The following is a 19,911-nucleotide window of genomic DNA, read 5'->3' on the forward strand; positions in this document are numbered from 1 at the left end:
GGCGCCGTTGGCCTCGGCGATACTCTCCTTCGCCGCAGGGGCCGGGCGCGCCCGGCAGTCTCGACTATGGGGGTGTATCGGCGGGGGCGGGAGAGGATCACCTATCCATGGACCGACGGTCCTCCCCAGCCGGCCACCATGGAGATCGCAAGAAAGAGCTGCGGACCCGGGAGTGTCTGGTCCACCCGCTCCAGGGCCTTCGCCAAGCCCGTGCCCGTCGTGCGTGTCGGCGGCCGGCGCAGCCGCTCCAGCTCCGAGAGCTTGCGCCCCTGCGGCACCCCGAGCAGCGCCACCAGATTCGCCGGCAACGACGCGTCCGACCGCCGCGCGGCACCCGCGACCGTGGCGTACAGCCGCTTCTCCGCGACCACACCGCGGCGACCTGCTTGGCCAGCACCGAGACACCCGGCAGCAGCACCCGGTTGCGCCGCAGCCACCCCACCGCCTGGTTGAACAGCGCCACCGGCCCCTCGGCGCCTGTCCACGACCGGCCGTGGAGGAACGTCCGGAACTTCCGGCCCCCCTCCACATCCTCGAAGGAGTGGTAGCCGTTAGGCGTCCCGGATCTCCCATGCGTGCTCGTACGCCGTCTTCAGCCGCTCGGTGTACCGCTTCACGCACAACGGGTCCTCGATCCCCAACTGCGCGGCCAAGTGCTCGACCACCGACCACGGCACGTCCAGCGGATCGTCCACCAGGAACCGGCCGACATACCGCACGGTGCACATCTGCACCGCGAATCCCAGCTGGTGGCCTTCGTCCGCCGCAACGCGATCAGGTCCCGATCCACGTCGTCCAGGTAGAAGGACCGCTCCAGCGCGGAGGCCTGTAGGAGCCGGATTCGGTTGTGTCGGCAGCCCGCGCGTCGGTGAGCTTCTGGCGCATGCCGGTCGGCCCTACCGGATCGTCGGCAGCAAGGAGTCGTGGAAGAGTGCCGGGGGTAGAGGCCCGGTGCCGGTGGCGCACATGCCGTCGAAGGTGAGCCGCAGGTAGCGCCGCCAGGCCGACGGATCGGCAGCCAGCAAGGGTGCGGCGGTGTAGTACACGCCGCAGATCAGCAGCATCACGTCCTGCCCGTTCAGGTCCGCACGGAGTGAGCCGTCGCGTTGCGCCCGCCGCGCCAGTGACTCGGCTGTTGCGATCAGCTGCTCCTGTCCGGCCTGTATCTCCGGGTGCCGAACATCCGACACCATACGGAGTGCCTCCGCGAGCGCCCGGTTGTTTGCGTAGAGCTCGACGCCCGCACTCATGAACTGCAGCAGGGCGGCGTCGGCGTCGGCCTGCTCGGCCTGCTGGCGGCCCACTGTCACCAGTCCGTCGATTTCCTCGCTGATGATCGCGGCGAACAGGTCCTCCTTGGTGGGGAAATGCCGGAAGACGGTTCCCTTTCCGATTCCCGCCCGTGCCGCGATCTGTGCGATGGACCCTTCCGCGCCGTGCTCGGCGAACACCTCCGCGGCAGCCTTCAACAGCGCCTTTCGCGTCCGCACCGCGTCGGCTCTCATCCGTCGCGCGGGCGGCGCTGCAACGGCTTCTTCTTCAGTGCTCATGGGTCCACTCTACGCAACATGACCGAGCGGTCCGGTTAGGTGGTACGGTAGTTAAAGTGACCAGCCGGTCCGGTTATGGTTCGTGGCTGTGGCCGGTCCGGCATTTCCTCATCCCATTGGAGAACAGAGCACCATGAGCAAGACACTCGGCTTCATCGGCAGTGGCAACGTCGGCGGCATCTTGGCCCGCCTTGCTGTCGCCGCAGGCCTGGACGTCGTCCTGAGCAACTCCCGCGGCCCCGAGTCCCTCGCCGGTCTCGTCGCCGAACTCGGCCCCCGCGCCCGGGCGGCCACTCCCGCCGAGGCCGCCGAGGCCGGGGACCTGGTAGTGGTGTCCATCCCGCTGAGCGCCTATGAGCAGATCCCGGCCCAGCCGCTGGCGGGCAAGATCGTGATCGACACGCTGAACTATTACCCGGAGCGCGACAGCCGCATCGCCGAGCTGGACGCGAACGAGCTGACGACCAGCGAGCTGGTACAGCGCCACCTGGCCGACTCCCGTGTGGTCAAGGCGGCCAACAACATCGTCGTCAGCCAGCTGTTCAGCCTTGCCCGCCCCTCGGGTGCGCCGGACCGCAGTGCCATGCCGATCGCCGGCGACGATGCCGCCGCCAAGGCAGAGGTCGTGGAGTTGCTCGACATCCTCGGCTACGACGCGGTGGACATCGGCACGCTCGCCGACAGCTGGCGCAGCGAACCAGGCACGCCCGTCTACTGCAAGCCCTACTTCGGGGAAGTGCCCAAGGACGTGAGCTTGGACAAGACGATGGAATGGATCTTCCAGGCCCCGGGCGTTCCGGTACCTGCCGACCGGGTGAGGGAACTGACCGCCACGGTTGTCCGGCCAGCGGGCGGCAGCTTCTCGATCGACGACTGGAGGTGAGTGGAGAGCACCGCGGAAGAAGAGGTGGAACCGGAACTCCTGACCGGGTCCGGACACCGACCCACCGTGGGGGTTCCGGCCGCCAGCGGGGAGACAGACGCCTGCGGCCGCCGCCCCGGCTGCGACTGCTGCCGCTGAGCCGACACCTGCACGAGGCAGAGGGACCCCGGCCGTCACACGGCCGGGGTCCCTCTGCTGTCCAGACCATCTCCGCGAGCGTGGTCTTCCCAAAGCCCCCCCGCACCGTGCAGTCCGGCCACAACGGTGATCCCCACCGACCGCAACCGCCTTCGGCGGCCCAGCTCAGCCGCCACCTGCCGGACCTGTGCACGGTTGACTACCCACCGCGGCATCTCCGGGGCCGCTGGCGGTGGTGGGTCCTCGGCCGTCGACGAAGACTTGACCTCGTGGAACAGCACATACAAGGCCAGCAGCAGGGCTAACGTCAGATCCACGCCCAGGACGATCCACGCGTGTCGCAGAACCTGGTCGAGCGGACCCGGCCACCGGTCCTGACCGGTGGCCGCGTTCTGCGCCAACGACGTCACCGCACTGACCACCGCCGTGATCACGGCCGACGCAGCTAAGCGGGAGTGTCCTGACTACGTAGCTCGATTTCGCGGACGTTTTCCCAAGCCAGAGCCTGGGCGGACGTATGACCTGGTAGTCGCTCTGGATCTGACCCTGAGACGATCATCGGCGCGCCGGGTCGGTCGATTGCAGGGCCGGGACCTGGCAGCACCTCAGAGGGCTACGACCGACGTCTTAAGCCGGCACGGGGTCGGCGGGGGCATGTGGCTGGACCGAAATGTCGGGTGGGACCGCCTGTCAGGTCAGGATGAAGGCGTGGTGGCTGGACCTCTCCGGCGACGCTTCGGAGGTTCTGCTGCGCGCATGCGCCCTTCTCGGCTCGAACCGGCCTGCCGCGCTCCGAAGGAGGCCGCTACGCCTCGGCGCGAACCTTCTCGAAGAGGGTCGGGTCGTGTGCGGAGAAGATCACCAGGTCGGGATCCGCGTGGCGATACAGCTCGGCGAGGCGGGCGTGGTTGTCCCGGACCCTTTTCAGGTCCCGGGCGACGAGGGCTTCCATGGCACGCAGCGCGGCGGGGACGGGCGTACGGCCGTCGATCGTGCCGTGGTGGTAGAAGGCTGCGACACACGCGTGTCCGCGGGTGTGGCCGGGGAGCGAGATGAGGACGATTCCGGGGGCGATGGCATCGAGTTCCCTGGCGGCGGCGAAGCCTCGCCACTTCTCCCCGTCGGGGCTGTGTTCGACGATCTTCGGGCCGTGGGCCCATTGGGCCGACTGATAGCGGATCTTCTCCCGCCGGGACGGCGAGATCATGGACCCGAGTGCCTCGGCCGCGGTGAGGTGGACCTGGGCCCGGGGGAAGTCGGAGAGACCTCCGATGTGGTCTGCGTCGAAGTGCGTGAGGGCGAGGTGGCGGACGTCGTCCCGGCTGAAGCCGAGCCGCTCGATCTGGTGAGCGGCGGTTTCCTCGGCCTTGAAGACGGGTCTGAGAAAACGGCGCGCCGGCCCGACTCGCCGTTTGGGATCCGCGATGTCGTCCAGGCCGAAGCCGGAGTCGACGAGGACCAGCCCACCCGCCGTCTCGATGAGGAGGACGTGGCAGACCAGATGTGCGATCGGCAGGAGCATCGTGCCGCAGTTGAGGTGGTGGATCTTCATGGGCGGGTCCTTGGTGTGGCGGTTCACGGCCCCGTTGTTCGGCTGTTCGGCGCTCGTTGCCCGACGCTCATTGCTCGACGCCGTCAGTCGGCGAAGGCAGGAGGTGTGGTGTCGACGAGCGTGGGATCGGGCTTGTCGCCTGACATGGCGACCAGGCCCTTGAGGCACTGTGCTGCCAGGAGCCAGTTCTTGGGGTTCCTCATGTTCAAGCCGCCGATGAGTTGCTTGAGCATGGTCAAGCTGTCGAAGTAGATGCGCTCGCAGACCAGGTTCTCGTCGCCGTTCTCGTCGGTGTCGAAGATGAAGTACGCGGTCATGCGCACCCGGAAGCGGCTGCCGGTGGGTGGTATGGCGCCGAGTGGGCCGCGGTGGGTGCCCAGCAGCCAGAACTCGGCGATCACGGCGTCGTCGCTGTGGCGGAAGGCGATGATCTCGTGGTCCTGGTCGGGAAAGGCGACCCGGCTGTCGTGGTAGTAGCCGCGCACGGCCGTGTCGCCGTCGTGGACCTGCATGGTCGGGATCAGTTCGTAGTGCGGGTGCGGGAACGTCGACAGGACGTCGTCCCAGTCTTGGCGGACCTCGTCCTGGAAGTGGTCGAGGACGAGCTTGTGGCGGGCCTTGCGGATCTCGTCAGTGAGCATGAGGCTTCCCGGTCGGTCAGGCCGTGTGGTGAATGGCCTTGTGGGTGAAGGTCGGTGTGGTGCCGGGGTTGACCCAGGAGGGGGTCAGTTCGCTGGAGGGGAAGAACTGCAGGAACCGGGGGTCGTTCTGGGAGCGGTCGACCAGGGTCTTCTCGATGACCAGGGAGTTGTACTGGTCGGCGGTGGTCTCGATGGTGTTGGCGTTGAGCACGATCTCCTGCTGCCAGGCGCGGGCCCAGCGGGCGATGCCCGGCATCCGGGAGTGCTCGGGGGTCAGGCACTCGGCGGCGATGGCGTTCTCGCTGCTGGCCCAGATGCCGGTGGAGGTGTTCAGTACGAGGGTCTGGTTGCCGAGGACGTGGCCGGGGGTGTCGGCCACGGCGACGCCGGGACCGAGCACGAGGCTGCCGTCGAGGGCGAGGAAGGCGTCGGGGCGGACGTCGCGGTAGGTCTCCGGCTGGTACCAGGGCTGTTGGAGCGGGTGCAGCTGGGACATGGCGAGCAGTTCGCGGCGCTGCACGATGACCTTGGCGTTTGGAAAGGCCGGTTTCACAGTGCCGCCGAGGTCGGGCTGGGGGCCTGTGGTGCCGACCCAGCGTCGCAGGTCCTGGGTGTGCAGGTGGCCGAACATCAGGTAGTCGTACGGCGCCCGGTAGACGTGGCGCGCATCACGACAGGCAGACCGCCGAGGTCCGTCCGGCAGTTCCGGCTGCTGGCTACCGGCCCGATTCGTTGACTTCGTCAGCTTCGGCACCTTGGCGAAGCGGCCGGTGTGGTAGGCGCTCGTGACTGCCCCGCTGCGCGAGCGGCACGGCGAGCCGGGGGCGGCCTTGCACTTCGGGCACGGATGGCGCTCGACGAGATCGGCTTCGGACTCAGGTCCGGAGGAAGGTTCTTGATGGGCCGTCAGGGACCCTGATTTTCGCACAACGCAAGTCGCAGGATGGTTCATGCGAACCCCTTCCCTGCTCTCGGATCGCGTGCAACCGAGCGTTGGGTCGGCCCCGGAGGTTCGCAGGGCTTGAGCGGCGTGGTGAGTTCTGTTCTCACCGCGCCGGGCCGGTCTCTGGTCCTGTGGTGGGTGCGGCGCGGGCGTAGCGGGCGGCGAGGTCTGCGAATGCGGTGGCCAGTTGAGGTGGGCCGATGACTTCGATATCGGTGTCGAAGCGGCCGATGGCGGCGGCGAGTCCGGTCCATGACCAGGAGCCGAGGATGAGCCGACAGTGGTGGGGGCCGAGTGCCTCGACTATTCCGTCCTGGGCGAAGGGTGCGGCGTTGGCGGCCGGGAGGTGGAGGATGACCTCGCCTTGGCAGGGCCAGTCGGTGGTGGTGCCGTCGTTGCCGCGGAATCGGCTGGTGACGAAGGTGGAGACGGTGCCGCCGGGGAGGTCACGCGGGGTGAAGCGGGGGCCCGTGGGTGTGCGGGGCCGGATGCGGTCGACGCGGAAGGTGCGCCAGTCCTCGCGGCGCAGGTCCCAGGCCACGAGGTACCAGCGATGACGCCAGGTGACCAGGTGGTGGGGCTGTACGCGGCGGACGTCATCGGCCGGGGTGCTTGGATCCGGGGCGTAGTCGAAGCGCAGTTCCTCGCGGGCGTGGATGGCGCGGCTCAGGTCCATCAGGACCTGAGCGTCGACCTGGGGGATGTCGCCGGCCGCCGCGGGCGGTTGGACGGCGGTGATGTGCAACAGGTCGATGCGGTGGCGCAGGCGGGGTGGCATGACCTGGCGGAGGGTGGCCAGCGCGCGGGAAGCGTCTTCGGCGACGGTGGTGCCGGCGGCCGCGGTCTGCAGCGCGACGGCCAGGGCGACGGCCTGGTCGTCGTCGAACAGCATGGGCGGCAGGTGAGTGCCGGCCTCCAGGCGGTAGCCGCCGGCCGGTCCTTTGAGGGTCTTGATCGGGTAGTCGAGTTCGCGCAGGCGGTCGATGTCGCGGCGCACCGTGCGCGACGTGATGCCGAGACGCTCGGCGAGATCATCGCCGGACCAGTCACGGGGCGTTTGAAGGAGCGAGAGCAGCGCGAGCAGCCGGGCAGATGTTTTATGCATGGCACCCATACTCCCCGGAGTACCGGACATAACCTGTCCTCTACCTCTGCCATCGTGGCATACGAGCCGTTAGGGAGGCATCGCTCCTGGTCACGGCAGCCGCCGCTGGAGCTGGGACGGTCGGCGGCGCATTCGTCACATCGAGCAAGGAGCAGGTCATGTCCGTCACGACCACCACTCACCTGAACTTCCGGGGCACTGCACGCGAGGCGCTGGACTTCTACCAGTCCGTCTTCGGCGGACGTACGGTCGCGGTCACCTACAAGGACGCAGGCGCCGTGCAGAACGAGAGCGAGGCGGACTGGGTGATGTGGGGCGAGGTGGCCGGCGACAACGGCTTCCACGTCATGGCCTACGACGTTCCCTCACAGCTGCCCTGGAACCAGGGCGAGAACCCGTTCTTCGTCTCCGTGCGTGGCGACGACGCCGAGGAGATCAGCGCCCTGTGGGGCAAGCTCGCCGACGGCTCGACCATCGTGCGTCCGCTGGAGCCCGCGCAGTGGGCACCGCTGTACGGCATGCTCACCGACCGCTTCGGCGTCACCTGGGTCCTGGACGTCACCGCCCCGTACAACGGCTGAACCAGCCGACCGACCTGACATGCCTGCGCCGTCCGGGCCGCCGCAGCCGCACGGGCGGTCCGGACGGCGCAGGCACCGAACACGTACGGCAGCGGAAGGAAACGGGGCACCGTGAGGATGCGGGGCACCGTGAGGATGCGGAAGCCGGGACGGACCGGCATCGAAGTCAGTGCCTGCTGCCTGGGCACCATGGTGTTCGGCAAAATGGGCAATCCTGATCACGACGACTGCGTGCGCATGATCCACCGGGCGCTGGATGCGGGCATCAATTTTGTCGGCACCGCCGACGTGTACGGCTACAGCGAGACCGAGGAGATCGTCGGAAAGGCCCTCGAAGGGCACCGCGACGAGGTCGTGCCGGCGATCAAGTTCAACGGACCGATTGGCGAGGACCCCAACCGCAGCGGCAGCTCCCGGCGCTGGGTCGTCCAGGCGGTCGAGGGCTCGCTGGAGCGGCTGGGGACCGACTACATCGACCTCTACCAGATCCACCACCCCGGCCCGTACACGGACATCGAGGAGACCCTCTCCGCGCTCACCGACCTCGTGCGTGCCGGGAAGGTCCGCGCGATCGGCTCCTCCAATCTGCCGGCCTCGGAAATCGTCGAGGCCCAGTGGGTGTCCCAGCAGCGTGGACTGCACCGCCTGCGCACCGAGCAGCCCACCTACTCCATCCTCAACCGCGGCATCGAGCGGGAGGTCCTGCCCACCTGCCGCCGCTACGGCCTGGGCGTTCTGGTGTGGAGCCCGTTGGCCATCGGCCTGCTCACCGGCCGCTGCCGCAAGAACGCCCCGCGGCCCGACAACGCCCGCATGCAGTGGGTCTCCCGGCACCTCACCGACGAACGCAAGCTTGAGGCGGTGGAGCAACTGCTCACAAACTGACGATCACCCACTCCAGGTCCCGACGTGACGGGACCATTCGCACAACGTGCCAGCGCCGCCCGCGTGGACCGGGACGAGTACGTGGTGTGCGTGTTGGACGCTCACCTTCCGCGGAGAGTGCCTTCGATTGGACGGCCTGACGGTGTTGTACCGGGTGGCCGGCGCGTTGCGCATGGCGGTCTCGGCCATGTCCTCATCCTGCGGCACCAGCGACACCACGGTGGCCGCCGCGCTCAGCGGCGACAGCGCCCGCCGGTCCGCGTCGGTGAGCTTGTCCGTCCACTCCAAGGACGTCCGGAAGTACCAGAGCGTCGGTGCCAGGGGATCCTGGCGACGCGCTGTAGAGCACGAGGTGCTGGTCGCGGTCCGTGAGCGTGAGCGTGTCGCAGTCGACGTGATCTCCCCGCCGGCCGGGCGGGGCGGAAGGTCTTGGTGAGCATCGGCGCGGTCTGCACGTCGTGCCGTTCCCAGAGCCGGGCGAAGTCGGGCCTGGCGTTGCGTAGCTCGTCGACGAGGCCGGTCACCACGGGATCGGTGGGGTAGCGGGCGAGGGTGGCGTGGAGCTCCATGACGACCTGGTGGCGGAACTCGGCGGCGTCGGAGATCCCGTACAGCGTCGCCTCAGGTCGCTGCGGCCCGAGGAATGCCCGGCGCGCGAGATTGCGGTCCTTGGGGGCGAGCGGTGCGAAGTCCTCCATGAGAGCGGCTGTTAGGGACAGTTGGAGGGGGTACGCGGCAGGGGCGCCCGCTGCCGCGTCCCTAGGGTGCCTGGAGCCTGGATCAACTGTGGGGTTCAGCCGGCGCGTCCGGCTGACTCGCGTGCAGGTGCTGAGCACGTAGTTCGCGTATTTCCTGGGCGAGTTCGGAAGAGTAGGGCCGCCAGACGTCGACGTCTCGTTCTGCGATCTGGTCGTACACAGGAGCGGGTTCTCCCTCCCAGATGGTCTTGAGGATTTCGAGGGGCACCTTGATTTTCTTCAGGGACGGCATGTGGAGGAGTGGGTGGAGGTCCTCGTCCTTGAGGCGGTAGCAGCTGTTGAGGTCGACGCTGATGAGGTCGGGCAGGCCGCGCAGAGCACTGATGTCCTTCACCTGCTTCAGACCGAGCGACAGGTGGCGGAGGTTTTTGTGACCGGCCAGGTGGGAGAGGTCCCGCCAGTCGATCGTGTAGTCGATCTCATAGCCGCCGAAGTGGGAGACGCGGAGTTCGCTGACCGGCCCGACTGGGATGTCCTCCACGCGGGGGCAATTCCCGAGGATGAGGCTCCTCAAGTCGGGGCAGCCCTCCAGGGCATGCAGCGAGCCCAGGTTCGGCATCTCGTCGAACCACACCTCGTCCACCGGGGCGCCGGCCAGGCCGCCGGGATCCACGAGCACCGGGCAGTGCGAGAGCTTCAGATCGTGCAGCGCGGGCAGGTCGCCGAGGCCGTCGAGGCCGGTCAGTGAGGGCGAGTAGCGTATCCACACCGCGCTCAGGGCGGGCAGGTCACCGAGTGGGCCGGGCCGGCGCAGGGCCTGGCAGTGGGTGACTTTCAGTTCGGCCAGGTCACCCTGGCGTTCGAGGCCCTCCAGGGTGACCACACCGTCGCATTGGTCCACGCGCAGGGACACGAGAGCGGGTACGGCTGCGAACGGCGTGAGGTCGCGGACTTGCCCGAGCCCTCGCAGGTCGAGCTCGTGCAGTGCCGGCAGGTGCGTGAGCGCGGAAAAGTCCCGCAGGGCGGGGCAGTCGGTGAGGCAGACCGCTTCCAGGGAGCCGAGCGTGTCGATGCCGTGCAGGGAGGTGAGCTGTTCGCACCCTTCGACGGTCAGTTTCTTCAGCTGGGTGAGTGCGGACATCCCGCTCAGGTCCGCCAGTCGGGAGCAGTTCTTGATTTCCAGCCGGTCCAGGCGGGGGTGCGGGCCGAGCCCTGTGAGGGTCTCCAGGCGGGGGCAGTCGTGCACGATCAGCTCGGTCAGGCCGGGCATCGCGTCGATACCGGACAGGTCGTTCAGGTGGCTGCAGCTGCGCAGGTCCAGGTGGGTCACGGCCGGGACGTCACGCAGGCCGGTCAGGTTATGGATCCCGGTCCAGCCGAGGTCGAGGCTCGTGAGCCGGGTCAGCCCTGACAGGTGGGAGGCATCCTTGAAGGAGCGGCAGCCGCGCAGCGTCAAGGTCTCCAGCGCGGGGAACGCTGTGGTGAAACCGTCGGCGGACCGCACCCTGGTCATGCTGAGGTCCAGCTCTCGCAGTTTCCCCAGCGACAGTAGGGGCGTGGTGTCCTGCACTGCGCGGCAGCGGTGCAGGCCCAGCCGGGTCAGCTCGGTGAGGCGGCTGATCGGGGTCAGGTCCTCGATGCCCGCGCAGCCGTTGAGGTCGAGCTCGGTGAGGCCGGTGAGCGTGCCGACCTCGGTGAAGTCCGTGATCTCCTTGCAGCGGTGGATGCTCAGACCACGAAGCGTGGTGAGATGGCGCAGACCCGTCAGTGAGGTCATCCGGCGCAGCCGTATGGATGTCCGGTTCTCTCGCACGAGGGCGGGGGCGAGTAGCGCGGCGCAGAAACCGTCCGGGTCGGCCACCTTGGGCCACAGCCCCAACAACACCTCCGAGGAGATCTCGGCCGCACTCGCTGACTGGGCTGCCAGGGCGAGTGCTGTTCCGTCGTCCGGGATCAGGACGAGTTCCGCGATGGCCTTACGCATCTTGACCGGCTTACCCGTCGCCAGCAACTCGCGCAGGATGGTCAGTTGGGAGCCATCGGCGGCCTCGCTGCCGGCATTGCTCGAGATCATGGCACGACACCATAGGGGGTGGGTCTGACAGTGGTTCCGTGATGCGGACGGCTCCACGTACCGCCCCGGATTCCTCCCATGCCTTGCAGCCGTTGCGGTCACCGACCGTGACGACGAGATTGCCCCGCGGACGACCCTTCTCCAGGTTTCGACCGCAGCTTCTCCAGCAGCACCACATGCAGCTGATCCCAGACCCCGGCCTGGTTCCACCCGGCAAGACGCCGCCAGCACGTCACCCCCGAACCGAAACCCAGCTCCCGGGGCAGCAACTCCCACTGGACGGCTCGATAAGCGACCACACTTCATCCGACACGATCCAGGGCCGCGACAGAGGAGTCTTCAGCACGTTCTCCGGCCTCGGCCAGGTGCTCACCGAGGGCTCCGCGCACGGCACCTTGACGATCGACGCCGCCTCCGTGGACACCAGGGTGGCCAAGCGTGACGAGCACCTGCGGGGAGCGGACTTCTTCCACGTGGCCGACCACCCCTCGATCGTGTTCGCCGCGACTCGCGTCGCCCCGAGCGGCCGGGCGACCGCTCAGGTCACCGGTGAACTCTCGGTGCTCGGCAGGACCCGCCCGGTCAGCTTCACCGCTCATGCCACCGAGGCCTCGGCCGACGCCGTCACGCTCACCGCCGAACTCGGCATCGCCCGTAAGGACTTCGGGAAGACGTGGAACCGGCTCGGCATCATGAAGGACATCACGATCGTCACGATCACGGCGCGCTTCACCCGCTCGGCACCCTGACGCGGCGCCACGGCTCGCTCGTCCTGACCACTACGTGTTCGGTGGTGTTCATTCAACGAGCGACATCGGCCTCCTGCTCGCAGCTGCTCGCGAGCAGCTGCACGGCACCGGTCGCCTGAGGACGGGGACGCAAGGCGCGGCGAGGTGATCCGTTCCCCAGCAATCCGTAGCTTCAGCACCACATGCATTCGGCCCCCTCGACAGGTGTCGAGGGGGCCGAATCTTTGTAGCGGGGACAGGTCGGGGCAAGCGTCCCGAAGGAAGCCCATCGACTTCGCGACTTCGCGACGCCGTAGGCACCGGAGGTTAAACGACAAGGTCAGGGCCTGTTCCTGGTCCCGATGATGTCGGAGGGGGCCTGGGCGGAGAGCAGGGCGCGAGCGAGGGAACTGTCTGAGATCAGCACATCGACCGTGCCGCTGCGCAGGGCGCCGAGCACGCCGCGGGCCTTCTCCGACCCTGCCGCCACCCCCGCCACGAGCGGGATCCTGGACAGTTGCTCGAGAGACACGGCCAGCACCCGATCCTCGACCGGACCGGGAATCGCTCTTCCGTTGACGTCGACGAAGCGCGCGCAGAGGTCGCCGGCCGGTTGTCGGCTGTCGAACTCCTCCTTTTCCCGCGAGTCGAGTGCCAGAGCGTCGATGATGGCCGCGGAGGAACCGACGCCGTGGCTGCCGATGCCGACCAGCGCGATGCCGACCTGCTCGGCTGCCTTGAGCGCGGCCTGGACGGAGGGCTCGGCGAGCAGTATCTGCCTGCTCGCCGGGGTGGTGAGCAGGGCCGGAGCGTGCAGGCGGCGGAACCGGCCGCCGAGGCGCGTGGCGAGGTCCCGTACCAGTTCCTCGCCGGTGATCTCGCAGTCCACCGAGGACAAACCGCCGACGAGGGGCACCACTTCGACGTTCAGCCCGCCATTGTCGGGGACGTGCTGCACAACCGCCTGAAGCGTGCGCCCCCAGGAGACCCCGACGCGCTGCGCGGGCCGCATGGTCTCCAGCAGCCAGCGGGCTCCGAGGTCCCCGACGTGGGCCAGGGTGCGGTCACTTCCAGGGGCTTCAGACACCCTGCAGTCGCGCAGCCCGAACGTCGCACGCAGCTCGCTCTCGAGGGTCAGGTCGCGCCCGGCCGGATCGTGAATGCTGATTTCGACGATCCCCCGCTCCCGGGCTGCGGCGAGCATGCGGGAGACGTTGGGCCGGCTGACACCAAGGGCGTGGGCGATCTCCTGCTGGGAGCGGCCTTCCTCGTAGTACATGCGAGCGACCTTCACCAGCAGGTGCTGGTCACGTGCGGTCGGCATGGTGATTCCACGACGGTGCGTCAAGCGGTGCGGTCCGGTGACCGCGGGGAGTGCCCGTCATGACACCGCGTCGAGGTCCCGCGCGAGCAGGTCGGCGAGTTCGGCAAGGGCAGCGTCGGACTCGGCGCCTTCGGTGCGCAGCACGGCCTCCTCACCGTGCTTGAGGGCGAGGGACAGTACGGCGAGCATGCTCTTCGCGTTCACCAGCGCCCCGTCCTCCCGGCCTATGGACACCTGGCACGGTCGCTGCGCGGCCGCCTGGACGAATGCTGCCGCGGGCCGGGCGTGCAGTCCTACCGCGGATGCGATCGTGACGCGGGTTTCGGGCACAGCGTTCTCCTTCGTGGCTCCGGCCAAGTACGCTCGCGCAGGCCGAGGGCTGGGCGAGGCTGCACGCTACACAGCCGTTGGACAGATGTGAAGAGGGTTTGCATCGATGTGCAAACCGCCGCCAGTCGCTGCTGCATTTCTGCGGGGGCAGGGCGAGGTTCGGGCTGACGGGCCGAGTTTTCACCGCTGTCACACAGGGCAATCGGCGTCGACATCTTGTCGCGCCTTGTCGCGCGGTGCTACACCTCTACCGAACAGAGGTGAGGAACCCTGAGCAGACGTGCAAACCCGTTGTGCTGAAAATCCCCCGGTTCCTCCTGTTACATCCCGATCGCTTCGGCTCCCCACCCAAGAGCCGCCTACACGTCTCCGCCGTACGGGCCATGGGCTCCGACCGGCCTCCGCATCCCCACTCGGAGACAGAGACCTCCGTATCCCCGCTCAGAAACAGAGAGGAGGGCCGAGATGGTTACCGTTGCTGCTGCCGCCCTGGCCGCGTCGACGCCCCAGGGCGAGGAGAGTGACAACCCCGTAATTCGCGGCGCAGTCTGGGCCGGCTCCCACTTCATCGGCCTGTTCAACGAGGCCGGCAAGCAGTTCACCGGTCTGGTGACCGGGATTCTCCCCACGCTGATCGTCCTGCTCACCGCGATGTACGCGTTGGTGACGTTCGTCGGCGAGAAGCGTGTGACCCGGGCCGTCGAGTGGTCCTCGCGCTGGTGGATCACCCGCTACACGGTGATGCCGGTCCTCGCCGTGCTGATGCTCACCAATCCGATGTGCTACTCGTTCGGCAGGTTCCTGCCCGAGAAGTACAAGCCGGCCTTCTACGACTCGGCGGTCTCCTTCGTCCACCCGGTGACCTCGTTCTTCCCCTACGCCAACGCCGGCGAGCTGTTCGTCTGGCTGGGCATCGCCAGCGGCGTACAGAAACTGGGGCTGTCCACAGTGCCCTTGGCGCTGTACTACCTCGCCACCGGCGTCGTAGTGATCTTCATCAGGGGCGTGGTCACCGAGCGGATCACTCTCATCCTGATCAAGCGGACCGGCCGCACCGAGATCTTCCGCAAGTTCGACGAGGAATTCACCACGGGCACCGGCAGTAGCACGCTCATGGTGACCGGAGGGACACGATGACCACCATCGAGCAGAGTCCCCGCACGTACCCGTCGGTGTTCGTCCGCAAAGGTACCGGCGGCTGGGGCAACGGACTCACACTGCGTCGCACCGACACCCGCAACAAAGTGCTGTCGGTGACGGGCGGGGGTATCCACCCGGTCGCCCAGCGGATCGCGGAACTGACCGGGGCGGAGGCCGTCGACGGGTTCCGCACCTCCGTTCCCGACGAGGAAGTCATCTGCGCGGTGATCAACTGCGGCGGCACCGCACGGATCGGCGTCTATCCGCGCAAGCGGATACCGACGATCGACGTCTATCCCGGCTCGCCCGGCGGCCCGCTCGCCCAGTTCATCACCGAGGACATTTTCGTCTCCGCCGTGGGGGTGGACGATGTCGTGGTCGAGGAGGGGACGGAGGACGGCGCTGATACAGGGCCGGCGCCGGATACGCCGTCGGCCGCGGACGACCGCGAACAGAGCGCGGGTCCGGTCCCTCAGTCCATCGCGGAACCGGCGGGAGGCGGCGGACGCTTCTCCCGGATATCCGACGGCTTCATCAAGTTCAGTTCCGGGATCGGTTACGCGGTGAACACCCTGCTGGCCTCGGGCCGGCAGGCCATCACGCTGACGATCAACACCATCCTTCCCTTCATGGCGTACGTCAGCCTGCTGCTGGGGTTCGTCATCTACACCGGCGTCGCCGAGAAGATGGGCGAGGGCCTCAAGCCACTGGCCAGCAACCCGTTCGGGCTCATCGCCCTCGGTGCCGTGGTGGCCCTGCCCTTCCTGTCCCCGATCCTCGGGCCGGGAGCGGCGATCGCCCAGATCATCGGCGTGCTGATGGGTACGCAGATCGCCGCGGGCACCATTCCCGTCGAGTACGCTCTGCCCACCCTGTTCGCCATCAACGGCCAGGTCGGCTGCGACTTCATCCCCGTCGGTCTCGCCCTCGGCGAGGCGAAACCGGAGACGGTGGCGGTCGGTACGCCGGCAGTGCTGCTCAGCCGTCTGATCACCTCACCCATCGCCGTGGCCCTCGCCTGGCTCGTCAGCTTCGGGATGTACTGATGAATGCTCCCTACTACCAGAGCACCATCCTCCGCGTCGGCAACGAAGCCGCGGACCTCATCGACGGCGGCGTCCTCATCCTCTTCGGTGAGCCGCTGCCCGGTGACCTGGAGAGCCTCAGCGTCGTGCACAAACCGGTCGACACACCGGCCCAGGAGATCCGACCGGGCGACGAACTGTGGCTCGGTGAGACGCGGTTGACCCTGACAGCGGTGGGCGAGCGCGCCCAGGAGAATCTGACGACTCTCGGGCACATGGTCGTCTACGTCGCCCCCGATCCGGTTGCCGGGCTGCTCCCCGGAGCAGTGCACGCCGAGGGTCCACTGGCGGCCCCTGAGCCGGGAGCCGAACTGAGGCTCGTCCGCGCGTGACGGTGCGGGTGGGCCAGGCGGGGACGCGATGCGGCCACGGCGCCCCGTACGACCCGTACGACCCGTACGAGGGTGTGTCCGACACGCGATGGCGGAGCAAGGAAGGAGCAGTACCCCATGAACGCCCCTGATGACAGCGCCCCGGCCGAGGACGTCTGCCGCGACTGCGGCGGGACGCTGGTCGAAGGATCCATGGCGTTGCCGCTGCTCGGCTCTCCTCGCTTCGCCTACCGTCTCGGCACCACCGAAGTCACCACCGAGGTGGCGGCCCTGATGTGTCTGAGCTGCGGAACCGTCCGGCTGCGCGGCCGGAACCCCGACCGGATACGGAACGCGGTGGAGGCCAAGAAGGTCCGCCACCGCCACTCCCTCGGCCTGCCCCGATTCCCGGGACTGCCGGACCGCTCGCCCTTCCTCCCCGAGGGCGGGCAGGGGCCGGCAGTCCCTCCCCCTCGTGAACGAAGGGCCGAAACCGAAGGCCCCTGAGAAGAGGACTCATGGCATACCTTCCCCTGGCACTGCTGCTGCTCGGCGGCTTCGCGCTGACGATGGTGTCGAGCATGGCGCAGCACCGCTACTACATGCGCACCGTGAACCGGCTCGCCGCCCAGGAGCACCGGGCGGGTGTCACCCTCGTCTCCGGCCGGGCCACCGGGCGGTTCCGCGGCGCCGTGGTGCTGCTGCTCGTACGGCGGAGCGACAAGGTCGTCGAACGGGCCCTGGTGATGCAGGGGGCTTCCGTTCTCGCCCGTTTCCGTGAACGCCCGCAGCTCACCGGGGAGCTGAGCACGGCGCCCTCCCGGGCCACATCCGCCGTCATGGCGCGTGCGGTTGAGGACGCTCGCGACCGCTACCGCCGGATGCAGTCGGGGGCCGCGACCGATCACAGCGCCGCTGTACGGATGTGGCCGGCACGGTGAGCAACGTCTATTGCCAGGTGCTGCCCGGAGCGAGCGGTGTACGGCCGCGGAACTCTGACGCTTCCCGAGACGGGGCCCCGTTGGCCCTGGCCGCCGGTGAGCCCAGCCGGTACCGCACATGACATGGCGGGTCGGCCTCCTTCACTTCGGAGTTCAGCCGCCGCCCTTGGTGTAGTACCGCACCTCTCAACGCACGATCAACCGAGTCAACGCACGATCAACCGAGTTGCCGCCACGGGGCACATCCCGGGCGTCGCGCCGATCAGCGGCGCGCCGTCACCGAGCGGCTGGGCCGGTCTCGCCACCTGACGACACTCTCACCTCGGGGCGCCGGACCCCGTCTCGCCGTTCCTGTGCCGGCCTGCGTCATACCGCCGGCCACATGGCCGCCGCCTGTGCCGCAGTCCCGCCCTGGCTCCCACCTCCCTCGATGCTCCGCGCTGTGACGCGCAGTCAGATCGGTCGCGCCGAACCTGGTATGCCCCACACGACCGCCTGACGGGCGGTCATTCACCTACCGCCGACGACATCGAGCGCCGTAATCCCGCACGAGTCCAGCCCTTGTTCCGAGGACGGCATACGTGCTACCAAGTAAATCACCAACGTGCATATCGTTTGCACATATGTGCAGCTCCTGCGGTGGGTCACCGGCAGGGCGGCAGGAAGGACCGGAGCATGAGTTACATGGATCAGTTGCGGCAGCGGGAGCGGGAGCTCGGCCGACCGGTCCGGGTGGGCCTCGTGGGTGCTGGACAGATGGGCCTCGGTTTCGTCGCGCAGGTGGCGCACATCCCGGGCATGGACATCTCCGCGATCGCCGACATCGACCCGGAACGGGGCCACGAGGCGTTCAAGCGCTCCGACCGCGGCCCTGCGCTCAGCGGCGGTACGCCCGACGAACGCGCTGCGGCGGTGCTCGGGGGCCGACCGGTCGTCGTCACCGACGCGCTCGACCTCGTCTCGCTGCCGATCGACATCATCGTCGACGCCAGCGGTGTGCCGGATGTCGGCGCCTCCGTCGCCTTCTTCGGTCTGCTGGCGGGCAAGGACATCGCGCTGCTCAACGTGGAGTGCGATGTGACGGTCGGTCTGCTGCTGTCGACGGTGGCGCAGCGGATGGACCGGGTCTACACGGTGTGCCGCGGCGACGAACCGGTGGAGTGCAAGCGTCTGGTGGACTACGTGCGCGACATCGGGTTCAGCGTGGTCTGTGCCGGCAAGGGCAAGAACAACCCCCTCGACCCGACGGCGACCCCGGAGGCACTGGCCGATCAGGCCAAGGCCAAGGGCATGAACCCGAAGATGCTGGCCAGTTTCGTCGACGGCTCCAAGACGATGATCGAGATGGTGGCGCTGGCCAACGCGACCGGCCTCCAGCTCAGCCGACGTGGCATGACCGGTCCCCACGCGACGGTCGCCGACCTGGCCAAGACCTTCCGCCCCGAAAGGGACGGAGGCGTGCTTCCCGCTGCCGGGGTGGTGGACTACTGCACCGGTCCGGTCGCGCCGGGCGTGTTCGTCATCGGTCACAGCGACGATCCGGTCGTCACCGCCGAGATGGAGTACCTGTCGATGGGCGAGGGGCCGTACTACACCTTCTACCGGCCCTACCACCTGGCCAGCGTCGAGGCTCCGCTCTCCGTCGCCGAGGCGGTCCTTGACCGCACCCCGAGCCTCGCGCCGACGGTGTGGAACGCCGAGGTGGTCGCCGTCGCCAAGCGGGACCTGCGGGCCGGCGAACGCGTCGACGGCATCGGCGGATCCACCGTGTACGGCCTCGCCGAGAGCGCTGAGGCGACGGCGGCCGGTGGTCTGGTGCCCCTGGGCCTTGCCGCCGGAGCCGAGGTGGTGCGGGACGTCCCCGCCGGCACCCTGCTCACCGACCAGGACGTGCGGATCGACCACAGCACCATGATCGCGACACTGCGGCGCCTCCAGGACCGGCTGCTCGCGGGCGAGCGGATCGACCTGCCGACGACGGTGCCGACCGACTCCCTGGCCGCGTGAGGAAGACCGTGAGCATGGACCTGATCAAGGACGCCGAGCCGGCCCGTTCCGCTCTCACCACGATGTGGACCATCCGCCGGTTCGAGGAAGCGGTGGACGACCTGTTCGCCCGCGGCATGATGCACGGCACCATGCACCTGTCGATCGGTCAGGAAGCAGTGCCGGTCGGTGCCTGCGCCGAACTGCGCGACGGCGACTACATCACCTCGACCCACCGCGGCCACGGACACTGCATCGCCCGCGGCGCCCGACTCGACCGCATGATGGCCGAGTTGCTCGCCAAGGAGACCGGCTACTGCCGTGGCCGCGGCGGTTCGATGCACATCGCCGACGTCGCGACGGGCAACCTGGGCGCGAACGGCATCGTCGCCGGCGGCGTGCCCATTGCCGCTGGCGCCGCGCTGGCGAGCCGGCTGCGCGGCGAGGACCGGGTCGCGCTGAGCTTCTTCGGCGACGGCGCGGTCAATGAGGGTGCCTGGCACGAAGGAGTCAACCTCGCCGCCATCTGGGACCTGCCCGTGGTGTTCATCTGCGAGAACAACAACTACGGGATGTCCATGTCCGTCCAGCGGGCGTTCCGCGTGGAACGCCTGGCCGAGCGCGCCGCCGGCTACGGCATCCCCGGCGTGACCGTGGACGGCAACGACGTGCCCGCGGTGCAGGAAGCTGTCCGCACCGCCGTCGAACGAGCCCGCGCGGGCGACGGCCCGACCTTCGTGGAAGCACTCACCTATCGGTGGAAGGGCCACTCCAAGAGCGACAAGAACCTCTACCGTACGCGCGAGGAGATCGACCAGTGGCGAGAGCAGGACCCGATCGCCCGCTACACCGCCACCCTGCTCGACGCCGGCACACTCACCGAGGCAGAGGCGCAGCAGTGCCAAGCCGACGCACGTGAGGCGGTGCGCGAGGCCGTACGCACGGCGAACGCCGCCCCCGACGCCAGCGCAGCGGAACTCACGTCGGCCGTCTACGCCGTCTGACTCTCTGGAGAC

Annotated in this window: 18 protein-coding genes and 5 pseudogenes; 11 read left to right on the plus strand and 12 right to left on the minus strand. The window is 68.4% G+C overall.

Going from position 1 to position 19,911, the window contains the following annotated elements:
• Positions 1-176: 176 nt before the first annotated feature.
• Positions 177-817 (minus strand): annotated as a pseudogene (locus tag G5C60_RS54035) (DUF4158 domain-containing protein); the annotation flags it as partial.
• Positions 818-896: 79 nt separating this feature from the next.
• Positions 897-1,550, minus strand: a complete 654-nt coding sequence (locus G5C60_RS10565) for a TetR/AcrR family transcriptional regulator (protein ID WP_165257331.1) — start codon at positions 1,548-1,550, stop codon at positions 897-899.
• Between the two features lie 133 nt (positions 1,551-1,683).
• On the opposite strand from G5C60_RS10565, the gene G5C60_RS10570 reads away from it, so the two are divergent.
• Positions 1,684-2,433, plus strand: a complete 750-nt coding sequence (locus G5C60_RS10570; RefSeq protein WP_165257333.1) for an NADPH-dependent F420 reductase — start codon at positions 1,684-1,686, stop codon at positions 2,431-2,433.
• Between the two features lie 943 nt (positions 2,434-3,376).
• Here the strand turns inward: G5C60_RS10570 and G5C60_RS10575 are convergent.
• The 5 genes and pseudogenes from G5C60_RS10575 to G5C60_RS10590 form a co-directional block, all read right to left on the minus strand.
• On the minus strand, positions 3,377-4,123 hold the full coding sequence (locus G5C60_RS10575) for an MBL fold metallo-hydrolase (RefSeq protein WP_165257335.1): 747 nt from the start codon (positions 4,121-4,123) through the stop codon (positions 3,377-3,379).
• Positions 4,124-4,206: 83 nt separating this feature from the next.
• Positions 4,207-4,764, minus strand: coding sequence for an ester cyclase (locus tag G5C60_RS10580; protein WP_165257337.1), 558 nt, complete (start codon positions 4,762-4,764; stop codon positions 4,207-4,209).
• Positions 4,765-4,780: 16 nt separating this feature from the next.
• Positions 4,781-5,395, minus strand: coding sequence for an MBL fold metallo-hydrolase (locus G5C60_RS10585; protein ID WP_241266669.1), 615 nt, complete (start codon positions 5,393-5,395; stop codon positions 4,781-4,783).
• A gap of 120 nt (positions 5,396-5,515) precedes the next feature.
• A pseudogene (locus G5C60_RS54040) lies at positions 5,516-5,716 on the minus strand (zinc finger domain-containing protein); the annotation flags it as partial.
• A gap of 94 nt (positions 5,717-5,810) precedes the next feature.
• The gene (locus tag G5C60_RS10590; protein ID WP_165257339.1) at positions 5,811-6,812 is read right to left on the minus strand and encodes a helix-turn-helix transcriptional regulator; all 1,002 of its coding nucleotides are present in this window, start codon (positions 6,810-6,812) and stop codon (positions 5,811-5,813) included.
• 158 nt (positions 6,813-6,970) lie between these two features.
• Here G5C60_RS10590 and G5C60_RS10595 point away from each other — a divergent pair, with 158 nt between their 5' ends.
• Both G5C60_RS10595 and G5C60_RS10600 read left to right on the plus strand, forming a co-directional pair.
• A complete protein-coding gene (locus G5C60_RS10595) occupies positions 6,971-7,393 on the plus strand; it encodes a VOC family protein (RefSeq protein WP_165257341.1) in 423 nt (140 codons plus the stop codon).
• Between the two features lie 135 nt (positions 7,394-7,528).
• Positions 7,529-8,269 (plus strand): annotated as a pseudogene (locus tag G5C60_RS10600) (aldo/keto reductase); the annotation flags it as partial.
• A 292-nt stretch (positions 8,270-8,561) separates the two neighbouring features.
• Here G5C60_RS10600 and G5C60_RS10605 read toward each other — a convergent pair.
• The 3 genes and pseudogenes from G5C60_RS10605 to G5C60_RS51030 all read right to left on the minus strand — a co-directional run.
• A pseudogene (locus tag G5C60_RS10605) lies at positions 8,562-8,991 on the minus strand (MmyB family transcriptional regulator); the annotation flags it as partial.
• Between the two features lie 67 nt (positions 8,992-9,058).
• Positions 9,059-11,050 (minus strand): leucine-rich repeat domain-containing protein, encoded by a 1,992-nt coding sequence (locus G5C60_RS10610; RefSeq protein ID WP_165257343.1) that lies wholly within the window; start codon positions 11,048-11,050, stop codon positions 9,059-9,061.
• 149 nt (positions 11,051-11,199) lie between these two features.
• Positions 11,200-11,331: pseudogene (locus tag G5C60_RS51030) on the minus strand (IS5/IS1182 family transposase); the annotation flags it as partial.
• A 33-nt stretch (positions 11,332-11,364) separates the two neighbouring features.
• On the opposite strand from G5C60_RS51030, the gene G5C60_RS10615 reads away from it, so the two are divergent.
• Complete coding sequence (locus G5C60_RS10615; RefSeq protein ID WP_420907361.1) at positions 11,365-11,799, plus strand: YceI family protein; 435 nt, start codon at positions 11,365-11,367, stop codon at positions 11,797-11,799.
• Between the two features lie 319 nt (positions 11,800-12,118).
• On the opposite strand, the gene G5C60_RS10620 is transcribed toward G5C60_RS10615, so the two are convergent.
• Both G5C60_RS10620 and G5C60_RS10625 read right to left on the minus strand, forming a co-directional pair.
• Positions 12,119-13,102 (minus strand): sugar-binding transcriptional regulator, encoded by a 984-nt coding sequence (locus G5C60_RS10620; RefSeq protein WP_165257347.1) that lies wholly within the window; start codon positions 13,100-13,102, stop codon positions 12,119-12,121.
• 57 nt (positions 13,103-13,159) lie between these two features.
• Positions 13,160-13,432, minus strand: coding sequence for an HPr family phosphocarrier protein (locus G5C60_RS10625; protein ID WP_165257349.1), 273 nt, complete (start codon positions 13,430-13,432; stop codon positions 13,160-13,162).
• A 465-nt stretch (positions 13,433-13,897) separates the two neighbouring features.
• Here G5C60_RS10625 and srlA point away from each other — a divergent pair, with 465 nt between their 5' ends.
• The 7 genes from srlA (at position 13,898) to G5C60_RS10660 (ending at position 19,899) form a co-directional block, all read left to right on the plus strand.
• Positions 13,898-14,569, plus strand: a complete 672-nt coding sequence (gene srlA / locus G5C60_RS10630; RefSeq protein ID WP_206439337.1) for a PTS glucitol/sorbitol transporter subunit IIC — start codon at positions 13,898-13,900, stop codon at positions 14,567-14,569.
• On the plus strand, positions 14,566-15,618 hold the full coding sequence (gene srlE / locus G5C60_RS10635; RefSeq protein WP_165257351.1) for a PTS glucitol/sorbitol transporter subunit IIB: 1,053 nt from the start codon (positions 14,566-14,568) through the stop codon (positions 15,616-15,618). Before srlA ends, srlE begins: the two co-directional genes overlap by 4 nt.
• Entirely contained in the window at positions 15,618-15,989 is a 372-nt protein-coding gene (locus G5C60_RS10640) for a PTS glucitol/sorbitol transporter subunit IIA (protein WP_165257353.1), read from the plus strand. The genes srlE and G5C60_RS10640 overlap by 1 nt, the downstream gene beginning before the upstream one ends.
• 117 nt (positions 15,990-16,106) lie before the next feature.
• The gene (locus G5C60_RS10645; RefSeq protein WP_165257355.1) at positions 16,107-16,475 is read left to right on the plus strand and encodes a hypothetical protein; all 369 of its coding nucleotides are present in this window, start codon (positions 16,107-16,109) and stop codon (positions 16,473-16,475) included.
• Between the two features lie 11 nt (positions 16,476-16,486).
• Complete coding sequence (locus G5C60_RS10650; RefSeq protein ID WP_165257357.1) at positions 16,487-16,909, plus strand: transcriptional regulator GutM; 423 nt, start codon at positions 16,487-16,489, stop codon at positions 16,907-16,909.
• Positions 16,910-17,584: 675 nt separating this feature from the next.
• Positions 17,585-18,916, plus strand: a complete 1,332-nt coding sequence (locus G5C60_RS10655) for an NAD(P)H-dependent oxidoreductase (protein WP_165257359.1) — start codon at positions 17,585-17,587, stop codon at positions 18,914-18,916.
• The gene (locus G5C60_RS10660) at positions 18,913-19,899 is read left to right on the plus strand and encodes a thiamine pyrophosphate-dependent dehydrogenase E1 component subunit alpha (protein ID WP_338145771.1); all 987 of its coding nucleotides are present in this window, start codon (positions 18,913-18,915) and stop codon (positions 19,897-19,899) included. The genes G5C60_RS10655 and G5C60_RS10660 overlap by 4 nt, the downstream gene beginning before the upstream one ends.
• The last annotated feature ends 12 nt before the right edge of the window (positions 19,900-19,911 follow it).

This window comes from Streptomyces scabichelini, assembly GCF_011045015.1.
In the GTDB taxonomy this organism is placed as follows: Bacteria; Actinomycetota; Actinomycetes; order Streptomycetales; family Streptomycetaceae; genus Streptomyces; species Streptomyces scabichelini.

What these genes read in the sequence shown, in the direction of transcription:
- G5C60_RS10575 (WP_165257335.1), bottom strand. Translation starts at nt 4,123, where the DNA reads ATGAAGATCCACCACCTCAACTGCGGCACGATGCTCCTGCCGATCGCA.
- G5C60_RS10585 (WP_241266669.1), bottom strand. Translation starts at nt 5,395, where the DNA reads ATGTTCGGCCACCTGCACACCCAGGACCTGCGACGCTGGGTCGGCACC.
- srlE (WP_165257351.1), top strand. Translation starts at nt 14,566, where the DNA reads ATGACCACCATCGAGCAGAGTCCCCGCACGTACCCGTCGGTGTTCGTC.
- G5C60_RS10570 (WP_165257333.1), top strand. Translation starts at nt 1,684, where the DNA reads ATGAGCAAGACACTCGGCTTCATCGGCAGTGGCAACGTCGGCGGCATC.
- G5C60_RS10565 (WP_165257331.1), bottom strand. Translation starts at nt 1,550, where the DNA reads ATGAGCACTGAAGAAGAAGCCGTTGCAGCGCCGCCCGCGCGACGGATG.
- srlA (WP_206439337.1), top strand. Translation starts at nt 13,898, where the DNA reads ATGGTTACCGTTGCTGCTGCCGCCCTGGCCGCGTCGACGCCCCAGGGC.
- G5C60_RS10645 (WP_165257355.1), top strand. Translation starts at nt 16,107, where the DNA reads ATGAACGCCCCTGATGACAGCGCCCCGGCCGAGGACGTCTGCCGCGAC.
- G5C60_RS10580 (WP_165257337.1), bottom strand. Translation starts at nt 4,764, where the DNA reads ATGCTCACTGACGAGATCCGCAAGGCCCGCCACAAGCTCGTCCTCGAC.
- G5C60_RS10595 (WP_165257341.1), top strand. Translation starts at nt 6,971, where the DNA reads ATGTCCGTCACGACCACCACTCACCTGAACTTCCGGGGCACTGCACGC.
- G5C60_RS10640 (WP_165257353.1), top strand. Translation starts at nt 15,618, where the DNA reads ATGAATGCTCCCTACTACCAGAGCACCATCCTCCGCGTCGGCAACGAA.
- G5C60_RS10650 (WP_165257357.1), top strand. Translation starts at nt 16,487, where the DNA reads ATGGCATACCTTCCCCTGGCACTGCTGCTGCTCGGCGGCTTCGCGCTG.
- G5C60_RS10620 (WP_165257347.1), bottom strand. Translation starts at nt 13,102, where the DNA reads ATGCCGACCGCACGTGACCAGCACCTGCTGGTGAAGGTCGCTCGCATG.
- G5C60_RS10610 (WP_165257343.1), bottom strand. Translation starts at nt 11,050, where the DNA reads ATGATCTCGAGCAATGCCGGCAGCGAGGCCGCCGATGGCTCCCAACTG.
- G5C60_RS10590 (WP_165257339.1), bottom strand. Translation starts at nt 6,812, where the DNA reads ATGCATAAAACATCTGCCCGGCTGCTCGCGCTGCTCTCGCTCCTTCAA.
- G5C60_RS10655 (WP_165257359.1), top strand. Translation starts at nt 17,585, where the DNA reads ATGAGTTACATGGATCAGTTGCGGCAGCGGGAGCGGGAGCTCGGCCGA.